Origin of the sequence: Phytopseudomonas daroniae (genome assembly GCF_004327285.1) — a bacterium.
Lineage (GTDB): Bacteria > Pseudomonadota > Gammaproteobacteria > Pseudomonadales > Pseudomonadaceae > Aquipseudomonas > Aquipseudomonas daroniae.
The window spans coordinates 1-20,011 of sequence record NZ_QJUI01000030.1; the positions used below are offsets into that span (position 1 = coordinate 1).

The window sequence follows — 20,011 nt, forward strand, 5'->3', positions numbered from 1 at the left end:
TGCTGAGGCCTGATACATAGATGCAACCGGGTTTCTCTGTTCAAAGCGGGTTGACAGGTAAAGGCGAGTCCATACATAGGATGGGTGCAACCCATCGGCAATTGATGGGTTTCACCCATCCTACGGGTGCCGGGACGCGACCAGTAAGTAGTGGAGTAGCCTGGATTAGCCGCAGGCGTAATCCGGGGCCGCAGGCCGTGATCTATGATTCAACGCGGGTCACCGACCGGCCGCTCCCGCCTTAAACCACTCAATCAGCCTTCTTGCGAATCCAATACAGATAACTGCCCGCGTCTTCCTCCTGCTCCACCAGCTCATGACCGAGGAATACGCAGAATTTGGGAATATCGCGGCGGGTCGAGGGGTCAGTGGCGATGACCTTGAGCAAACCACCCGCCGGCAGATCGCGCACTTTGTTGTGCAACATCATCACCGGCTCCGGGCAGAACAATCCGCTGGCGTCGAGGGTGTCATCGGGTGTGGCATCGAGCATCAAGCTAACTCCGGAAAACGCTGATTCTTTCATGGGTCGCACATTACCGCTTGCGTAGCAACTGCAGGGGTATCTGGCTTGCGACCGTGTTGATCGCGATCTCCCCATGGAAACACATCACGGCCACCACTCGCCGGCAAGGGCTAGGCCCCGGCCCCTACAATTTCATTTACCTAGCCGGCGCAGGTGGCAGGTCACTTCCTCGCGGTCGTGATACAGCTGCTTGCAGGCGATGGATACCTTGACCTTGCGCGCCGCCAGGCCATCGGCAATGCGCTCGAGCAAACGGCGTACCTCGGCGTAACGCTGCTTCATCGGCAGTTTGAGGTTTACCACCGCTTCACGGCAATGCCCCTCGCCGATCCAGGTTTCCAGCAGGGCTGCACTGCGAGCGGGTTTCTCGACGATGTCGCAGACCATCCAGTCCACCGGTTGCTTGGGCTTCCAGGTGAAGCCATCGACCATCAGATGCTGCACCAGGCCGGTATCCATCAGGCTCTCGGCCATCGGCCCGTTGTCGATGGCGGTCACCAGCATGCCACGGCGTACCAGTTGATAGGTCCATCCACCGGGTGCAGCGCCAAGGTCGACGCCGGTCATCTCGTCCGACAGGCGTTCGTCCCACTGCTCGCGGGGGATGAAGGTGTGCCAGGCCTCTTCGAGCTTGAGGGTCGAGCGACTTGGCGCTTCGCGGGGGAACTTGAGGCGCGGAATGCCCATGGGCCAGATCGCCGAGTTGTTCGCCTCGGCCATGCCCAGGAACACCTCGCGGCCACTCTTGAAGGTCAGCAGCAGGCGCGACGCGCGGGCGTTCTCCACCAGCTTGCCAGCCGCCGTCAGCGCCTTTCGTAGCGGGCCTTCGAACTTCTTGCAGAAACCGGACAGTTCCTTGCCGTCGTTGGTATCCAGCACCTCCAGCCACAAGCTACCGAAGGCCGGCAACGGCGCCAGATGCTCCAGCAACACGCTGATGCGATCCTTTTCCGGCAGTTCGATAAAGCGGCCCCGCGCCCACTGGCGCACGAAGATCAGTTGGCTGAAGCGCAGCCCGGCCATCAGCCGTTCGGCGCCCTCTTCATCGCTGCAGATGAATTCGGCACAAGCGGTATCGGGCTTGGCCTTGGCGTAACCTGGCACATCGAGACGCGCGGCGTGTTCGGCGATTTCCGCACACACCTCGTTCTCGAAACCGGGACGGCAATGCAGCAACAAAGTTTTCATCGGGGTTCTCCTTGGGGCGCGCATGATAGCGAAAACTGGAACCCACGGCGCCTGCCCCCTGTCCAGTGAACAGAATCCCAGTATTACCGGCTCCGCTGAACAGGCGTTTCATGCCACGCGCAAGACCGGACGACGGCTCATCGCAAGCCGCAGGGAACCATCGAGCAGAGCCCGGAGAGAGCCTCTGCCAAAACCAGAACGGCTTGTACCGTGCAAGCCACAAGGAGATGCACGATGCCTTCCATCGATAGCCTGAATTGCCGCCGTACCCTGAACGTCGAGGGCAGATCCTACGAATACTTCAGCCTCCCGGAGGCCGCCAAACAACTGGGTAACATCGACAAATTACCGATGTCGCTCAAGGTTCTGCTGGAAAACCTGCTGCGCTGGGAAGACGACAAGACCGTCACTCGCGAGGATCTGCAGGCCATGAGCGACTGGCTGCACAAGCGCAGCTCCGACCGCGAGATCCAGTACCGCCCGGCCCGCGTGCTGATGCAGGACTTTACCGGCGTGCCGGCGGTGGTCGACCTGGCCGCCATGCGCGACGCCATGGCCAAGGCCGGCGGCGATCCACAGAAGATCAACCCGCTGTCGCCCGTGGACTTGGTCATCGATCACTCGGTGATGGTCGACAAATTCGCCACGCCAGAGGCGTTCGGTGAAAACGTCGAGATCGAGATGCAACGCAACGGCGAGCGCTATGCGTTCCTGCGCTGGGGGCAGAGCGCCTTCGACAACTTCAGCGTGGTGCCACCGGGCACCGGCATCTGCCACCAGGTCAATCTGGAATACCTGGGCCGTACCGTATGGACGAAAGAAGAAGACGGCACCACCTTCGCTTACCCCGATACCCTGGTCGGCACCGACTCGCACACCACCATGATCAACGGCCTCGGCGTACTCGGCTGGGGCGTCGGCGGCATCGAAGCGGAAGCCGCCATGCTCGGCCAGCCGGTGTCGATGCTGATTCCGGAAGTGATCGGCTTCAAGCTGACGGGCAAGCTCAAGGAAGGCATCACCGCCACCGACCTGGTGCTGACCGTCACGCAGATGCTGCGCAAGAAGGGCGTGGTCGGCAAATTCGTCGAATTCTACGGCGACGGTCTGGCCGAGCTGCCTCTGGCGGATCGCGCCACCATCGCCAACATGGCACCGGAATATGGCGCTACCTGCGGCTTCTTCCCGGTCGACGAGATCACCCTGGGCTACCTGCGCCTGTCCGGTCGTCCCGAGGAAACGGTGAAGCTCGTGGAGGCCTACTCGAAGGCTCAGGGCATGTGGCGCAACGCCGGTACCGAGCCGGTGTTCACCGACAGCCTGAATCTGGACATGAGCGAAGTGGAAGCCAGCCTGGCCGGCCCCAAACGCCCACAGGATCGCGTCGCCCTGCCCCAGGTCAGCCAGGCCTTCGATGACTTCCTCGGGCTGCAGCTCAAGCCCAGCGGCAAGGAAGAAAGCCGTCTGGAGAACGAAGGCGGCGGTGGCGTGGCAGTGGGCAACGCCGCACAGAACGAAATCCACTACGAGATGGACGGCAAGCGTCACCCCCTGAGCGACGGTGCCGTGGTGATTGCCGCCATCACCTCCTGCACCAACACCTCCAACCCCAGCGTGATGATGGCCGCCGGCCTGTTGGCCAAGAAAGCCGTGGAAAAAGGCCTGCAGCGTAAACCCTGGGTCAAGAGTTCCCTGGCGCCTGGCTCCAAGGTGGTGACCGAGTACTTCGCCGCTGCCGGGCTGACCGAATACCTCGACAAACTGGGCTTCGACCTGGTCGGCTACGGCTGTACCACCTGCATCGGCAACTCGGGCCCGCTGCCTGACCCCATTGAAAAAGCCATCCAGGAAAACGACCTGACCGTGGCCTCGGTGCTGTCCGGCAACCGCAACTTCGAAGGCCGTGTGCACCCGCTGGTGAAAACCAACTGGCTGGCCTCGCCCCCCCTGGTGGTCGCCTACGCCCTGGCCGGCAGCGTGCGAATCAATATCGCCGAGGAGCCGCTGGGCGAAGACCGCGACGGCAAACCGGTGTACCTGCGCGATATCTGGCCGAGCCAGAAGGAAATCGCCGACGCGGTACAGAAGGTCGACACCGCCATGTTCCGCAAGGAGTACGCCGAAGTGTTCGCCGGTGACGAACAGTGGCAGGCCATCGCCGTGCCCGAGGCTGATACCTACACGTGGCAGAACGATTCCACCTATATCCAGCATCCGCCTTTCTTCGAAGCCATCGACCAGGCGCCACCGGCCATCACAGACATCGCCAACGCGCGCATCCTCGCCCTGCTCGGCGATTCGGTGACCACCGACCACATTTCGCCTGCCGGCAACATCAAGGCCGACAGCCCTGCCGGCCGTTATCTGCGCGAGCAAGGGGTGGAACCGCGCGACTTCAATTCCTATGGCTCGCGCCGCGGCAACCACGAAGTGATGATGCGCGGCACCTTCGCCAATATTCGTATCCGCAACGAAATGCTCGACGGTGAAGAAGGCGGCAACACCCTGCACGTGCCCAGCGGCGAGAAACTGGCGATCTACGACGCGTCCATGCGCTATCAGCAAGAAGGCACGCCGCTGGTGGTGATCGCCGGCAAGGAATACGGCACCGGTTCGAGCCGCGACTGGGCCGCCAAGGGCACCAACCTGCTCGGGGTGAAGGCGGTGATCGCCGAGAGCTTCGAGCGCATCCACCGCTCCAATCTGGTGGGCATGGGCGTGCTGCCGCTGCAATTCACCGAGGGCGCCGACCGCAAAAGTCTCGGCCTCACCGGCCAGGAAACCCTCGCCATCAAGGGCCTGGACGGTGTGGAACTGCGCCCGCACATGCCACTGACCCTGGAGATCACCCGTGAGGACGGCAAGCAGCAGAGCGTCGAGCTGCTCTGCCGCATCGACACCCTCAACGAGGTGGAGTACTTCAAGGCCGGCGGCATTCTGCACTACGTGCTACGCCAGCTGATCGCGGGCTGATCGCCAACCTGCACAGTCGCCGCAAGGATGCGGGCGGCTGCGCAATGGGGAAGGACACCAATGATCTTGTGGAAGCGTCGCCCCGGCGCGAAACGATTCAACGCAATGGATGCGTTGCTCACACCATTCGCCGCGAGGGCGCGACTCCTACAAATCGCAGGGTCGATAGGCACGAACGCCCTTTTTATTCACCACGAACGCCGCACTTTGGGTGCAATCGTCGCCATCGAAACAGCAACCCTACCAATGGATCGTCGTTCTACTGGCGCCAAAATGTGCTCCAGTTCCAATTCCAGTTACACTCCCACTCCTGCCACGCGTACGCGATAAATCAAAAAAATCATCAGGGTAGATGCCATGCGTAACAACCAGCCGATCACAGGAAACGAGCGGACGTTTCCGGCGCACCAGCGTTTGATCTCGACGACCGATCTCAAGGGCCAGATCACCTACTGCAACGACGCCTTCGTCGAAATCAGCGGCTTCGACCACAATGAGCTGATACGCGCGCCGCACAACCTGGTGCGTCACCCTGACGTGCCGCCCGCCGTGTTCGAGCATATGTGGAGCACCCTGAAGAATGGCCGGCCGTGGATGGGCATCGTCAAGAACCGCTGCAAGAATGGCGACCATTACTGGGTCAACGCCTACGTGGTGCCGGTGCTCGATGACGGCAAGGTCACCGGCTACGAGTCGGTACGCAGCAAACCTACCGCCGAGCAGGTTCAGCGGGCTCAGGCGCTCTACGGCCGCCTCAACGCCGGCAAGACCGCCATACCGAACCGCGACCGCTGGTTACCAGTGCTGCAGAACTGGCTACCGTTCATTCTGGTCAGCCAGGTCGGCTTTCTGGTCGGTGCCTGGCTGGATAGCACCTGGGGCTTTATCGCCGCGGCAGCACTGTCGATTCCCCTCGGTCTGCTGGGCCTGGCCTGGCAAAGCCGCGGCATCAAACGCCTGCTGCAGTTAGCTGAGCAAAGTACCTCCGACCCGCTGATCGCGCAGATGTACACCGACAGCCGCGGTGTCGAGGGCCGCCTGGAACTGTCCATCCTCAGCCAGGAAGCACGCCTCAAGACCTGCCTCACCCGCCTGCAGGACAGCGCCGAAAACCTCGCCAAACAGGCCCGGCAGGCCGATACCCTCGCCCACAACAGCTCCGCCGGGCTGCAGCGCCAGCGCGAAGAAACCGATCAGGTCGCCACCGCCGTCAACGAAATGGCCGCCACCACCCTGGAAGTGGCCAACAACGTGGCCCGCACCGCCATCGCCACCCAGGAAGCCAACCGTCTCACCCAGGAAGGCCGCACCATTGCCAGCGAAACCCGCGAAGCGATACAGCGCCTGTCGCTTTCCGTGGGCGAGACCGGCGAAACCGTCACCCGCCTGGCACGCGACAGCAACGAAATCGGCGGCGTGGTCGACGTGATCAAAGGCATCGCCGACCAGACCAACCTGCTAGCCCTCAACGCCGCCATCGAAGCCGCCCGCGCCGGTGAAATGGGCCGCGGCTTCGCCGTGGTCGCCGATGAGGTTCGCTCCCTGGCCCAGCGCACCGCCCAGTCCACCGGGCAGATCCACGAACTGATCGCCAAACTACAACGCACCGCCGACGAAGCCGTACTGACCATGGACATCGGCCGCAAGCAGGCCGACGAAGGCGTCGAACGCGTACAACAAGCCGACCACGCCCTCGCCGGCATCAGCGACGCCGTGGCCAATATCGCCGAAATGGCCGACCAGATCGCCGCAGCCGCCGAAGAACAGAGCGCCGTTGCCGACGAAATCAGCCGCAACATCACCACCATCGCCCAACTCTCCGACCAGACTGCTGGCGAGGCCCAAAGTACGGCATTGCTGAGTGAGGAGCTGACCAGTACGGCGCAGGGGCAGTATTCGTTGGTGGCGCGGTTTAATCGGTAAGTATGAAAGAGCACTAACGTCATGTTGTGCTCTTTAGCAAGGCTCACACCCGAAGCCAAGGGCAGCCCCAAACGCTTGCCAGCTTACTGTAAGCGTGGTGTATAACACGCCAAAAGACCCAGCACCTCGCCGTATGCTTCGGGTTAGACGGGTTCAGCACAAAGGCCAAGGAATGTTATACACCACGCCCGTCCGGGGAGTTATGCACCACTTGGTGTCTATTTATAGTTACCCAACAATAGGCACGATCGGCGTAGGAAAACCGTAAATGGCAAGGAATCCGACTGGCGAAAAATCGAAAAAGCAACTATTACGCGGTATAGACACTCGGTGGAGCATAACGAAGTTAATGCACACACCGAGTGTCTATACAGCGGTGAGCCGTATTTTTTCGTTTTCCTCCCGCCTGAGCTTTCATTGTATTTACAGCCCTGCTGCGCAGGTCGGAGTGTATTGTTGGATAACTAGTCGCTCAAGCACACACTCGCCAAAAAGCGCGCGAGCGGTGCTTAGCTCCAAACGTTAGGTATCGCATGGATATTTCTCGCCTATTGCGGAAGCGTCAGCTAAATGTGCAAGAGCAAAACGCGCTTGCAGAGCACAGAATATATTTGACCGCAAATTACTGGCAAGACAATGAACTACCGCGCGCGCTCTTTGAATACGGAAAGAAAAAGAATTTATCTTGGAACCAAAGCATTATTTTGCAATTGGAAATAGATTTTCCTGGTATGCCTAGGCTAATTGGCACAATCCTTACCGACAAAGGTCGCTTCGTTGACTTTGAGTTAGACACAGATGAAACGCACACAGAGCTAAACTCAGTTGATTTGTGGGACGACATAACAGACTTACAGAACTTCTCCACACACAACAAAGGTAAGGGCGTTGGATATGGCGCACTCGCATTAAGCGTGCATTCCAAACTCTGCGGCGAAACCTAACTAGTGGTTCAAACCGTTCGCTTCGCTTTCTGGAACCGGCTAAAGCCGGCCCTTTAACCAAACGTTAGGAGTCACAATGCATATTGATCGTGCGCGTCAAAAAGGGATACTAGAGAGCCTTGCGGCTGTTTATCCCTCTTACACCATTGGTTGCGTATGCCAATCAGAAGAATCAGAAGACCTGAAAATCCTTTAGTACCTGCGAGAGCATGAGCTTATCGAAGGCGCGTTAGACCATACGCTATCTGGTGCAATAATATTTCAAGGTGCAAAAATCACCGCGAAAGGCCTCGACTTCCTAGCCGACGACGGCGGCTTATCCTCTATTCTTGGAACCGTGGTAGTTAAACTTCATGCTGACACCTTGCGCGAGCTAATATTTTCTAGAGTCGATGCTTCATCATTGGCCTCCTCCGAAAAATCCTGGCTCAAAAAAACTATCGAAACCATGTCATCTGAGTCACTTAAAATATTAACAAAATCTTTAATTGAGAAAGGCATTGAACATGCGCCAAATTTATTGCAATTGACAAAAACCGCAGCGCAGAGTTACTCCTAACAATGCGCTCAAGCACACACTCGCCAGAAAGCGCGCGAGCGGTGCTTAGCTCCAACGTTATACCTTAGGAGAAATCATGCCAGTATCCATTAGCCCTCACTACGAGGCCGAGAAGCTTGAAGCTCCTGATATCGACGACATCATTGATGTTTATGAGGATCGTATACAGCACTGGGTTATTGAGCCTGCTAAACTTCTAGCCAATACAGAGCACGGCGGCCCAGCCGCATTTTGTATTCTACTCACCTACTTCGAGGGTGCTTGGAGCTACCTGATGAGAAAATCATCATCTGGTCGCTCCAAAGAATACTTTAAGTATGGTTTCACCGACGCATTCACGCTTTCTGGAAACCCAGAACAGCTCCTGTTACGTGTAGGGCAGCTTCTATACGAGGATGCAAGGTGTGGTTTTTTTCACGACGGCTTATTCCGTGGAAAGGTTTTCTTTGCTGATATGAACAGAGATATGGTCATCACCCTTCCAGTGCGTGATGGAAACCTAGATATTGAGGGGGAAATACAGTCCATACTTATTGATGTGAAGCGCTGTATTTCCGCAGTAGAAAAACACTTCAGCGCAACAATTTCTTCTCTTCGAGATACATCCAGCACGGAGAAGAGAGCAGAATTCTTTAAGTTCTTTAAATCCCAATGCGACTGGGAGCAACCCGGCCCAATAGTCGGTATTCGAGAGCCTGGAAAGTAGGGCTCATCATCACCGCGCACCATATAAAGCAGCGAGTAGGGTGGATGACGCCTTTTTCATCCACCATGGCGATCTCAAAACGGTGGACGGATGAAGCGTCGTCCACCCTACGGAACGTTTCCACGCCAGCGTTGCGGGCAAGATTGCAGACAACTGTAACGAGATAAGGTGGATCAGTCTTTGTAGGATGGATTAGCGAAGCGTAATCCGTCGTTTACCGCGTGGCACGCCCATCAACCATATGAAGTAATACAGTTCGTGTGGCGGATTACGCCTGCGGCTAATACGCCCTACAAATTCTTCAATGGCTTTACCAACGGTTGTCATGCGCCCTTCAGCGCGGCAGGATTGACTGCACAACGACAAGGATGCCGAGCAATGACTCCGGATGACTACAACCGCTTACGCAAACACGTCGACTTTCTCGAATCCCTGCTCGCGGTACTGGTCATCGCGCTATTCGTGCTGGCCATGTTCCGGCCCGATGGCGAGTTGTTGATTGCGTTGGCAGTGGTCATTGCTGGCGTGCTGCTGAGCCTCTATCGCCAGCATCGAACGTCGTCGCGTTACGCCTGCCCTGGCTGCGGTGAGTCGCCCCATAGCAAGACCGATGGCGTTGCGGGTGAACGGCATGATCCGGCGACGCCGAATTGCCTGCATTGTGGACAACGGTTGTCGGAGTGAGCAGACGATGATTGCATCGTTCTGTAGGAGCGGTGGGGGCGCCTAGCCTTGCCGGCGATAGCGGCAGTGAGCCCCGAGGCATCGACTCGTTACCAGTGACCGCAAGAGAAACTAAGAGATCAACGCGTATCTCTAAATTCCTCTTCGCGGACATTTCAGAAAACCAGGACTACCTGCTCAGATCACAATATCGTACGTACGAATATTTTGGCGCAAAGCTGATAAAAAGGAGAAGGCATTCTCTACTTGCCCCCCCTGAAAACCAAGATAATAGTTATTGGGAGTCAAAACCGTACCGGATCCACGCTTATTATCGGGATGCAAGCAATATGGAATCGAAAGAAGGCCGCAATCAAACGCAGAAAGAATAGCTTCCGATATATTAGAATCAAGCACCAATGTTCCTGAAATTAATTTAGTGGCTTTATCCAATATCCGATTATGTTCATCATAATCAAAAGGCACTTCCGACAAGACGCCCCCTGTCCGGAGACAGTACTCGGCGTACTCCAAAGCCGCGATGTTCTCCTCAATACGTGGAATCCGCCGCGATTCTACCGGAGTCTTGACGATAACCCGATGAACGCCAGCGGCGCGGACAACTGAAAGTGCATCTTGCGTGATACGACAGAACCCCCCGATTGTACGAGGAAAGAATCCCATAAATACATAGGCAACGAAATGGTAGCTACCTGGCGTGAAACGCTCCCCAACAAGCTTCTTCAATGCTGATAACGCGGCCAGATCCTGCATAGGAGAAATTCCTTGCGCATAGGAGAACGACAGAGTCGAAATTCCATGCTCACGCAGGAACAAGCCCTCGAGAACGTTGAGAGCCACCAAAACAGCGGGATCACACATTTGTCCCATCATGCAGCCTGCAAAGCTCTCAATGTGGCTGTGCTCTACACCTTGCGACAGTACCTCACAGGCGCTCCTCCAGTGAGAGAATGCATCACGCAAAGGAGTGCGGCTATACGGTAGACAATAGGAGACTGGCCCTCCTTCGGTGGCGGCCAAGCCCACTTCGGTCATTCTCCGGAAAATGTGAACAGGATCCGGAGAACCATGGCGGATCTGGACAGGAACATTGTAAATATCACGAATACGACCCAGCATCTCCCGCGTCTCTGCAACAGGATGGTTGACGATGGGATAGCCATGGAGCATCGCGCCGTTGTCGATCGCCCGTTGCGCTGCGTCCAAGTCATTCACTCGGGTGAATGCATCCAGCGTGATGGTGCAAACAGTGTTGGCATGACTGCCGGCAGTGGCCTTCAATCCTGCCTGCATCCGGCTACGGGAACTGAAGCCCATACGTGGCTGGAGCACTGGGCCACTCAAGGCATAGCGGTCGAGTACATACGCGTTAAAATCATGCATTCTTAAAGAACTCCACTGGCCTGAATGCCTCATACCTTATGATCAACTGCTCAGAGGATCAGATCCTAATATTGGGAACTCCACTACGACCGCCTTCCACGGTCTCCATAACAAGCGCCTGAAAGTAGTCGAAACTATTCTTCACACTGTCATCAAAAACCCCATCAAAACCAGCTTCCTTGAGTGCTTCGCTATGCCGCGCAATGGTCAAGGGATCATTTTCAGTACAGATTTTTCCACCAACACACAGCAGCCCATGAAACTTTGCGTCCCCGCGAACCCGGCGAGCAATTTCAATCCCTTCTATATAACCATGACCGTTGACAGTACTCACAACGACCATTTCACAGGGGTTGGACTTCAGCCAGTTAACAACATCACCCACGGGGGTGTTAGGTCCCATATTCTCTATCTGATACCCCCACTCACCCAATAGAAAATCCATAAATACCAGGTTCCAGCTATGAGAATCCGATGGAACAGTAATTAAAAGAACAGACTTCCTGCGACTCATATCTCACCCTATTAGACCGAAGTAGCTTTTTCATAGTACGGACGGGCCCTCTGGAAATTCCTGAAATTTCTTGTAACAGAAGCTCCATACCCCCAGTAGCCCACATAATTGCTCGGAAATGGCTTAGATCCATCGAGCATGTCACGCTCGCGCGCCGTTATATAGTTCGGCCAATCCGTTGACCTCGGGCGCCGGTGATGAAAGTCATGGCATGGAGTATCGCCAACCATGATGAATATCCGCACGAAGAGGTGAACAGTAAGCATCTTCAGGAGCCATAACGAAATCCAGACAACCCGTTTGATTAGTCCCGCATCTTCCTTTATGTAAAGAGCTTCCCCGATAAAGACCCCGGTCGTACTCTCACAGATGAATTCGACACCCCGCTTCTCGAGTACTTCCACACTAGGCCAAGTATGCTCGGCAGCTAGCCGAAATGTAGAGCTGATGTGGTATCCCATAAAGACTGGAAGTACCCAGGCAATAATAAAGACATCAAACTGCCCTAGAAATAGAGCGATCACTGATGCTATCGACCAGCAGCTCAGCGTCAACGCAGCTATTCTTTTGTTTGGTGCAGTTGCTGTAGACTTCACGCGCCCCCAGGAAGATCGGAGAATCGCCAACGGCGACAGCGCTGTCGTAACCAGTTTCGCCCACATAACGAAAACACTGTCAGACGGTTTTAATCCGACCGTCCCCTGCAAGTACGAAAGCGTATCATCCTTATCCGTTAACAACGACTTGGAACTGTGATGAAGCAAATGTTCTTTCTTATATACTTCGAACGGCTTCAACATAAGGAAGCCCGAGATTAAATTCCCTACAAGTGCATTCAGCTTCTTATTGGTAAATACCATGTCGTGGGCGCAATTGTGGCATATCATGACTTGAAACTGCTTTATCCCCCCTGAAGCGAGAATAAACCCCAAAGCCCACATCACCGCATTGGCTTTTATGTAACCCGACGCCAACAGCATCACGCCCAATGAAATAAAACCGACTGAAACAGCAACGTGGAACATCGGAGTCAATTTGCGCACATTCCCCAGGTCTTCCGCCAATGGCTTGGCCGTGAGCCAGCTTAAGAACGGCTGAAAATATTTAGGAAGCACTCGCATTGTTTCTCTCGGCATATCCCACCCCCAATTAAATTCCTTTCATGGGAAAACGATACGCCGCAATTGATACTGGTTTATATTGATTTTTATGGGGATCGATTTTTCATTTTTGGAATGCCATGCTCCTCATGAATGTGTATAAATATCTTGATTGACACAGACGTTTGGCAATCTGGGAAAATGATACCGTAACGACCAACAGCAACGAGCAACGCTATTGCTGGTAACATGAAACTCACACCCCCCAGCTGCACTCGGCCTGCCCGGCCGGGCATCGGTCTGCGGTACGCGCCCAGGCAAGGACATTGCTACCACCAAAATGCATACGCCAAGCTAAGAGATGAGGACAGAAGCAAGTGAACTGGGATGATCTAAGGATATTCATTTCCGTTGCAAAGACCAGTAATGTCACTGACGCAGGACATTCTCTAAAGGTTTCCGCTTCCACAGTGGCGCGTAAGATTGCTGCACTGGAAGAGTCATTAGGAATAAGCTTATTTCTGAAAAAAACCAACGGTTACTTTCTCACTGAGGCAGGAAAGAATCTTTTGCCATTGGCACTTGAAACCGAAGAACGATTTAAACTTATTGAACGACAGATATCGCACCCAAACGAGGGTGCCGCAGGCCGCGTCCGGATCGACTGCCCGGAGATCATGGGAACCCACTTCATAATCCCCACGCTATCAAAGGTACGCGAACAGTACCCCGACATCAGCTTCGATGTAATTAATTCCGCTATATCGTCAAAACTGACGCAAAGTCACAGCGATATCATCATCCGTCTGCGCAGACCGGAAAATGGCAATTTCACGATGCGCCGCCTTGGACAACTCACTCAGTGCCTTTTCTGTTCAGAACGATATGCAATCAAGTACGGCATACCAACTGAACCATCCGAGTTGATCCACCATCACCTCATCGGCTGGACAGAAGAGATGGCGCACATGCCGCTTGCACAGTGGCTAAACGAGATTAGTCGCGGTCAAAAAATCTGGATGAGACTTCACAATCTAAACGCGCAGATCAAAGCCGTTGAAGCCGATCTTGGCATAGCGGTACTTCCAGCTTACATTGGGCAAAAAATGGGGCTACGCCATCTTTTTCCCGATATACCTTCGCACCGTTCCGATATTTGGCTTCTGCGAAACCAAGCAAGTCAGGATCTCAGGCGTGTCACAGTTGTGGTAGATTATCTGATCCAGTTATTTGAGACTTCGCGCACCGACATACAATGACAGGTTCCTCTCCAGAGTATTACTGGGATCCTGGAATCAGGATAAGAGAACCCCGAACTTTCCTTGCTTGAAGAAGGTGATGTGCCTGAGCAGCTTCCACGAGAGGCATTCTCGTTACCTGCAGAGGAGGAATTTCACCGCTGGCAAGGGCGGTCATCACCCGAATCGAAGCATTTGTGAGCTCGGCCTTCGTACCGATGTAGTGCTTTAAGGTTGGTCGAGTCACATGCAATGAGCCCAGTTGCCCGAGCCGTGACAGATTGAATCCTGTCACATCCCCTGATGAATTTCCAAATAATACCAGCCGACCTTGCTGTCGCAGGCAAGCAAGTGATAACTCGATTGTTGCATTTTCGATAGAGTCGAAAACCACATCAACGCCTTTCCCTTGCGTCAATTCTCTAATCGCCAGAACGGTGGAAGGATCTGCAGCATCAAAAGCCGCGACGCAACCCGCGTCCAAGGCTTGAGCTCTTTTGGCAGGCGTCGAAGCAAGGCCAATGACACGGGCGCCCCTGGCGGCGAGCCAACCGGTAGCGATACTCCCTACTCCCCCTGCTGCTGCGTGCCAAACAATCCAATCACCAGGCCCCAGCGGGACGCAGCGAAAGGTAAGATATTCAGCAGCAATTCCCTTAAACATTGCAGCAGCCGCTAGATCTGTCGATAAGTCATCGGCCAGTTTGATCGCACGAGCAGCCGGAAGAATTGCATGAGAAGCGTAGCTCCCAGTAGAAGAATCCACAAAGGCAACCCGATCGCCTACAGAAAACTCGGTTACAGCTCGCCCACATGACACTATGTAACCTGCGCCCTCGAAGCCGATGCTTTTGGGGAATGTCAGACTATCGTTCAACGCGCCAGAGCGCCGGTAGAGATCGATGAAGTTTACTCCTGCAGCTTCAATCGCAACGGCGATCTCTTCCGAGCCAGGCGGCTGCAAATTATAGGTACTGAGCTTTAGCACCTCAGGCCCGCCAGGAGCTGTGCACATAACTCCATATGCTTTGATCATGCCCCCTCCTTTACAAAGAGTCAGTTCTGATAAATATCCAGACTGCCACTGCAATAAGCATTAGCCCAAATACAGCGTTTTGCGCCCTCAGCAGCTCTGGACGCGCACTCAACAATTTCTGAATAGTCGCCCCCAATGAAACCCAGATAAGGTGCGCAATAAAATTCAATGAAATCAATGCAAAGCTGAGCGCAAGAACTACGCTGCTACTTGTCTTTCCAGTTGGAATGAATGTCGAAAACATAACAAGCAGCATCACCAACCCCTGCACATTCCCAAGCTGTACCATGACCCCATCCCGGAACTGCAAATCCAGATTTTCGTTATTCGTGGATATCATTGGGCGCAATAGCAACCGCATACCCAGCCACATGATGTAAATACTGCCAGCAACCCGAAGTCCCCACACAAGTGCGGGCTCACTCATTAATGTGTGATACAAGCCCAGGCCAACCAGCATCGAAATAACAAAATAGGCAATGTCCAGGCCTGCAATGAATAGTACCGAGCGCCGGACACCACTCTGCGCACCCGAGGTCGCCACCATCAGGTTGCCTGGACCTGCACTCATGGCTAATGGAATCATAGTGGTCAACCATAACGGCCAATTGATTTCTAGAAGCACTTTCGCTCGCCTTTTGTTATTGGCACAGGGAATCTAGGCCTATTGTAATTCTTGCGCCACATCAAAGTTATCTCCAATTTTGGAAAACGCCCCCCCATAACTGGAGATCCGAGCATGTGAGCAATCAAGAGAACGGCAATGGTCACGGTTCCGTCAGGCACCAATTAAATGGGTTACAAGATATCGCCTTGTTTGCATACGATGTTGGTCATCCCTACCTATGCGTATATCGACTCCTCAACAGGCAATGAAAAGTAATGCCGTCAGTACGCTTTCATTCGTATATCTGGCCTGTTTTTGGCACATCTAGAAACGTTGGCGAGACAGCCAGTGCAATACCGATGGCGATCCCGCAAAAACAGGCGAAAAGAGCTTGGACTCCCACACGAGCCTGTTTTTAACGCAACGATGACAACGCAGATAATTTTTAGAGGTGCCTTGGTGGGCTTATCCGCTGGCCATTCTGTCGTCCGTATAGCAGGGCCAAGCACTCACTGGATCATGATTGTTATTGGCCTTGCGCCACTCAGCAATGAGCAAAGACAGTTGCTACGTGCTTGGCATCGCGACAGGATTCAGCGAAGAACAACAAGGTGCTGTGCAATGACTCCGGATGACTACAACCGCTCACGCAAACACGTCGACTTTCTCGAGTCCCTGCTCGCGGTACTAGTCATCGCACTATTCGTGCTGGCCATGTTCCGGCCCGATGGCGAGTTGTTGATTGCGTTGGCAGTGGTCCTTGCTGGCGTGCTGCTGAACCTCTATCGCCAGCATCGAACGTTGTCGCGTTACGCCTGCCCTGGCTGTGGTGAGTCGCCCCATAGCAAGGCCGATGGCGTTGCGGGTGATCGGCATGATCCGGCGACGCCGAATTGTCTGCATTGTGGCCAGCGGTTGTCGGAGTGATCAGGCGATGGATGCACCGTTCTGTAGGAACGGCGGGGGCGCCTAGCCTTGCCGGCGATAGCGGTGGCGAGGCCCACGCAGGAGTAGCGGGCAAAATCGTATCGCCGGCAAGCCGGCTCCTACAGGTTAGCGGTGCAGTGTGTAGGAGCGCGGCCCGGCGCAGGGGCTTTTGTCCCATTCGGCACTGAACAGGCTTAGCGATACGCCCTTGCCAGGAATGGCGACAAAACCGAGAGGTGCACTACGTTCGCCATCGCGGGCGATGTAGGTGAAGGTGCCGCAGGTACCGTGATGATTACTGAGGATCAGCGATTCAGGGTCGGCGCCCGCGCCTCGCACATAGTCTTTCATCATCTCTACCGAGATCGGGTTCGGCGGCGCGCCGGTAAGGTGCCAACGGCTACCACCGAACAGCAGAATGCAACCCAGTATGGCCAGGCCCCAAACCGCCAGCCGTTTGAAACGCTTTGCGGTTTTCTGCATTTCCAGCACATCGCGATAATCCATCCCTTTCCCGCCCGGCTCTCCGGATCGACAACGATCCTACCCACTCGACATTAACCGGGCTGCCAAGCAGGCCACGATTCAGCGACCTGCATCGCCCTGCTGCGTCAGGAATGCGGCCACTGCATCCGCGGCCGACTCCAGGTGCTGCTCATGGCTGTACCCGGAGACCTTCAGCGGTTTGAGGTCGTGATCCCCCGCGGTCAGCCAACACAGTTCAATGGCGCGCGATAGCTGATAGCTCGCCACGGTATGGCGGTCGCCCATGGCATCGCGCTCGCCCTGGACGATCAGGGTCGGCGTCTTGAGGTCGGCCAGGTGGGCGGTGCGTGGTTTGTCGGCCTTGCCGATGGCGTGGAAGGGGTAGCCCAGGCAGATCAGGCCATCAGCACCCAGCTCATCAGCCAGCAGGCTGGCCATGCGACCGCCCATGGACTTGCCGCCGATGGCCAGCGGCCCAGTGACCTGTTGTCGCACGGCGGCATGCACCTCGCGCCAACGTTCGAGCAGTTTCGCCTGGGGATTGGGTGGGCGTTTCTTGCCGTCCTGCCGGCGCGCGGCCATGTAGTCGAACTCGAAGCGCACCACCGTCAGCCCACGGGCGGCGAGCTTGACTGCCATCAGGTTCATGAAATCGCTGTCCATCGGCGCACCCGCGCCATGGGCGAGGATCAGTGTGGCCAGGCTCTCACCCGCCGGCCGATCCCATAGCAGCCCCGCCTCCTCGCTCCCCTGCGCGCATTGACCAGCGTCAATACCGCCCTTGTGCCCATTGCTCATGCTTGCCTCGCTCATAAAAGCCCTTCAATAACGTGCGGATATGTCAATCCGCGCGGGGCTGCTTCGAAAGATCTGCCCATAACCGTGGATGGAAACCCAGACATGAACACAACAACCAGTTCCGCCTATAACTACAAGGTGGTTCGCCAATTCGCCATCATGACGGTGGTGTGGGGCATAGTCGGGATGGGGCTCGGCGTGCTTATCGCAGCGCAGCTCGCCTGGCCGTGGCTCAACTTCGATCTGCCCTGGACGAGCTTCGGTCGCCTGCGACCACTGCACACCAACGCGGTGATCTTCGCCTTCGGCGGCTGCGCCCTGTTCGCCACCAGCTACTATGCCGTACAGCGCACCTCACAGGCCACGCTGTTCGCGCCCAGGCTGGCGGCCTTCACCTTCTGGGGCTGGCAACTGGTAATCCTGTTGGCGGCCATCAGCCTGCCGCTGGGCTACACCAGTTCCAAGGAATACGCCGAGCTGGAATGGCCGATCGACATCCTGATCACCATCGTCTGGGTCAGCTACGCGATCGTGTTCTTCGGCACCATCTTCAAGCGCAACGTCAGCCATATCTATGTCGGCAACTGGTTCTTCGGTGCCTTTATCCTCACCGTGGCCCTGCTGCATGTGGTCAACAATCTGGAAGTGCCGGTCACGCTGACCAAGTCCTACTCGCTGTATGCCGGCGCCACCGATGCGATGATCCAGTGGTGGTACGGCCACAACGCGGTGGGCTTCTTCCTCACCGCCGGCTTCCTGGGGATGATGTATTACTTCGTGCCCAAGCAGGCCGGGCGCCCGGTGTACTCCTATCGCCTGTCCATCGTGCACTTCTGGGCATTGATCACCCTGTACATCTGGGCCGGCCCGCACCACCTGCACTACACCGCGCTGCCGGACTGGGCACAGTCGCTCGGCATGGTGATGTCCCTGGTGCTGCTGGCACCGAGCTGGGGCGGCATGATCAACGGCATGATGACCCTCTCCGGCGCCTGGCATAAGTTGCGCACTGACCCGATCCTGCGCTTCCTGGTGGTCGCCCTGGCGTTCTACGGCATGTCGACCTTCGAGGGGCCGATGATGGCCATCAAGACCGTCAACGCCCTCTCCCACTACACCGACTGGACTATCGGCCACGTGCACGCCGGCGCCCTCGGCTGGGTGGCGATGATCTCCATCGGCTCGCTGTACCACATGATTCCCAAGGTGTTCGGCCGCGAGCAGATGCACAGCCTGGGCCTGATCAACGTGCATTTCTGGCTCGCCACCATCGGCACCGTGCTGTACATCGCCTCGATGTGGGTCAACGGCATCGCCCAGGGCCTGATGTGGCGTGCAGTCAACAGCGACGGCACCCTCACCTACTCCTTCGTCGAAGCTTTGGAGGCCAGCCATCCCGGCTTCGTGGTACGGGTGATCGGCGGTGCGATCTTCTTCGCCGGCATGCTGCTGATGGCCTGGAACACCTGGCAGACCGTGCGCGCCAGCAAGCCAGACGAGCTGGAAGCGGCTGCGCAGTTCTCGGTACAGGGAGCCCACTGATGAAACACGAAATCATCGAAAAGAACGTCGGCCTGATGGCTCTGTTGATGGTGTTCGCCGTCAGCATCGGCGGCCTGACGCAGATCGTCCCGCTGTTCTTCCAGGATGTGGTCAACGAGCCGGTGGCCGGCATGCAGCCCTATACAGCGCTGCAGCTCGAAGGCCGCGACGTGTACATCAAGGAAGGCTGCGTCGGCTGCCATTCGCAGATGATCCGCCCGTTCCGCGCCGAGACCGAGCGCTACGGCCACTACTCGGTGGCGGGCGAAAGCGTCTGGGATCACCCCTTCCTGTGGGGCTCCAAGCGCACCGGTCCGGATCTGGCTCGGGTCGGCGGCCGCTACTCGGACGAGTGGCACCGTGCGCACCTGTACAACCCGCGCAACCTGGTGCCGGAGTCGAAGATGCCGTCCTACCCCTGGCTGGTGGAGAACACCCTCGACGGCAAGGACACCGCCGCCAAGCTGAAGGCCATGCGCTTCCTCGGCGTGCCCTACAGCGACGAGGACATCGCCGGCGCCGCGGCTGCGGTGAAGGGCAAGACCGAGATGGACGCCCTGGTCGCCTACCTGCAAGTGCTCGGCACTGCCTTGAAGAACAAGAGGTGATTCCATGCTTTTCGACCTGATCGACATCGGCATGCTGCGTGGCATCGGTACCGTACTGGTGCTGGTCGCCTTCACCTGCGTGACGCTGTGGGCCTACAGCGGCAAACGCGCCAAGGCCTTCGACGATGCGGCCAACCTGCCCTTCGCCGATGAACCCAACAGGCCGTTGAAAAACGTAGACGAGGCCGCCGGCGCGAGGCAAAAGCAGGCGAAAAAGCGGAGTGTACGAGTAGTACATGAGCATTTTGAGCCTGCTTTTAACGACGCGA

Annotated in this window: 18 protein-coding genes and 1 pseudogene; 10 read left to right on the forward strand and 9 right to left on the reverse strand. The window is 56.3% G+C overall.

All coding sequences use genetic code 11. The features are described 5' to 3' along the window. Positions 1–250 precede the first annotated feature (250 nt). Both tusA and rlmM read right to left on the reverse strand, forming a co-directional pair. Positions 251–493 (reverse strand): sulfurtransferase TusA, encoded by a 243-nt coding sequence (tusA, locus tag DNK06_RS23000; RefSeq protein ID WP_131182288.1) that lies wholly within the window; start codon positions 491–493, stop codon positions 251–253. Between the two features lie 165 nt (positions 494–658). After that, on the reverse strand, positions 659–1,714 hold the full coding sequence (gene rlmM / locus DNK06_RS23005; protein ID WP_131182289.1) for a 23S rRNA (cytidine(2498)-2'-O)-methyltransferase RlmM: 1,056 nt from the start codon (positions 1,712–1,714) through the stop codon (positions 659–661). Between the two features lie 234 nt (positions 1,715–1,948). Between rlmM and acnA the strand changes: the two genes are divergently transcribed. From acnA to DNK06_RS23030, 5 genes are all read left to right on the forward strand, one after another. Beyond that, complete coding sequence (gene acnA, locus DNK06_RS23010) at positions 1,949–4,687, forward strand: aconitate hydratase AcnA (protein ID WP_131182290.1); 2,739 nt, start codon at positions 1,949–1,951, stop codon at positions 4,685–4,687. Between the two features lie 357 nt (positions 4,688–5,044). Next, positions 5,045–6,610 (forward strand): methyl-accepting chemotaxis protein, encoded by a 1,566-nt coding sequence (locus tag DNK06_RS23015; protein ID WP_131182291.1) that lies wholly within the window; start codon positions 5,045–5,047, stop codon positions 6,608–6,610. Positions 6,611–7,143: 533 nt separating this feature from the next. After that, positions 7,144–7,554 carry a hypothetical protein gene (locus tag DNK06_RS23020; RefSeq protein WP_131182292.1) on the forward strand — a complete coding sequence of 137 codons (411 nt, stop codon included), beginning with the start codon at positions 7,144–7,146 and terminating at the stop codon, positions 7,552–7,554. Positions 7,555–8,189: 635 nt separating this feature from the next. Beyond that, positions 8,190–8,819: a hypothetical protein gene (locus DNK06_RS23025; protein ID WP_131182293.1), complete on the forward strand. Its 630-nt coding sequence runs from the start codon at positions 8,190–8,192 to the stop codon at positions 8,817–8,819. Positions 8,820–9,197: 378 nt separating this feature from the next. Then, positions 9,198–9,503 (forward strand): hypothetical protein, encoded by a 306-nt coding sequence (locus DNK06_RS23030; protein WP_131182294.1) that lies wholly within the window; start codon positions 9,198–9,200, stop codon positions 9,501–9,503. A 177-nt stretch (positions 9,504–9,680) separates the two neighbouring features. Here DNK06_RS23030 and DNK06_RS23035 read toward each other — a convergent pair whose 3' ends face one another. From DNK06_RS23035 to DNK06_RS23045, 3 genes are all read right to left on the reverse strand, one after another. Further along, positions 9,681–10,886: a methylaspartate mutase gene (locus DNK06_RS23035; protein ID WP_131182295.1), complete on the reverse strand. Its 1,206-nt coding sequence runs from the start codon at positions 10,884–10,886 to the stop codon at positions 9,681–9,683. A 58-nt stretch (positions 10,887–10,944) separates the two neighbouring features. Beyond that, a complete protein-coding gene (locus tag DNK06_RS23040; RefSeq protein WP_207390036.1) occupies positions 10,945–11,331 on the reverse strand; it encodes a hypothetical protein in 387 nt (128 codons plus the stop codon). Positions 11,332–11,411: 80 nt separating this feature from the next. Beyond that, positions 11,412–12,521 (reverse strand): fatty acid desaturase, encoded by a 1,110-nt coding sequence (locus DNK06_RS23045; protein WP_207390035.1) that lies wholly within the window; start codon positions 12,519–12,521, stop codon positions 11,412–11,414. 356 nt (positions 12,522–12,877) lie between these two features. Here DNK06_RS23045 and DNK06_RS23050 point away from each other — a divergent pair, with 356 nt between their 5' ends. Then, a complete protein-coding gene (locus DNK06_RS23050; protein ID WP_131182298.1) occupies positions 12,878–13,759 on the forward strand; it encodes a LysR family transcriptional regulator in 882 nt (293 codons plus the stop codon). Positions 13,760–13,778: 19 nt separating this feature from the next. On the opposite strand, the gene DNK06_RS23055 is transcribed toward DNK06_RS23050, so the two are convergent. Together DNK06_RS23055 and DNK06_RS23060 are read right to left on the reverse strand one after the other, a co-directional pair. Beyond that, the gene (locus DNK06_RS23055) at positions 13,779–14,774 is read right to left on the reverse strand and encodes a quinone oxidoreductase family protein (RefSeq protein WP_131182299.1); all 996 of its coding nucleotides are present in this window, start codon (positions 14,772–14,774) and stop codon (positions 13,779–13,781) included. Between the two features lie 10 nt (positions 14,775–14,784). After that, positions 14,785–15,360 carry a LysE family translocator gene (locus DNK06_RS23060; RefSeq protein ID WP_131182300.1) on the reverse strand — a complete coding sequence of 192 codons (576 nt, stop codon included), beginning with the start codon at positions 15,358–15,360 and terminating at the stop codon, positions 14,785–14,787. Between the two features lie 642 nt (positions 15,361–16,002). Here DNK06_RS23060 and DNK06_RS23065 point away from each other — a divergent pair. Next, positions 16,003–16,308 (forward strand): hypothetical protein, encoded by a 306-nt coding sequence (locus DNK06_RS23065; RefSeq protein WP_131182301.1) that lies wholly within the window; start codon positions 16,003–16,005, stop codon positions 16,306–16,308. Between the two features lie 126 nt (positions 16,309–16,434). Here the strand turns inward: DNK06_RS23065 and DNK06_RS23070 are convergent, their stop codons facing one another. Continuing rightward, positions 16,435–16,815 (reverse strand): hypothetical protein, encoded by a 381-nt coding sequence (locus DNK06_RS23070; RefSeq protein ID WP_131182302.1) that lies wholly within the window; start codon positions 16,813–16,815, stop codon positions 16,435–16,437. 78 nt (positions 16,816–16,893) lie between these two features. Further along, on the reverse strand, positions 16,894–17,592 hold the full coding sequence (locus DNK06_RS23075; RefSeq protein WP_131182303.1) for an alpha/beta family hydrolase: 699 nt from the start codon (positions 17,590–17,592) through the stop codon (positions 16,894–16,896). A gap of 102 nt (positions 17,593–17,694) precedes the next feature. On the opposite strand from DNK06_RS23075, the gene ccoN reads away from it, so the two are divergent. From ccoN to DNK06_RS25385, 3 genes and pseudogenes are all read left to right on the forward strand, one after another. Continuing rightward, on the forward strand, positions 17,695–19,134 hold the full coding sequence (gene ccoN / locus DNK06_RS23080) for a cytochrome-c oxidase, cbb3-type subunit I (protein ID WP_131182304.1): 1,440 nt from the start codon (positions 17,695–17,697) through the stop codon (positions 19,132–19,134). Beyond that, a complete protein-coding gene (gene ccoO / locus DNK06_RS23085; RefSeq protein WP_131182305.1) occupies positions 19,134–19,742 on the forward strand; it encodes a cytochrome-c oxidase, cbb3-type subunit II in 609 nt (202 codons plus the stop codon). The genes ccoN and ccoO overlap by 1 nt, the downstream gene beginning before the upstream one ends. A gap of 4 nt (positions 19,743–19,746) precedes the next feature. Beyond that, a pseudogene (locus DNK06_RS25385) lies at positions 19,747–19,920 on the forward strand (cbb3-type cytochrome oxidase subunit 3); the annotation flags it as partial. Between the last annotated feature and the right edge of the window lie 91 nt (positions 19,921–20,011).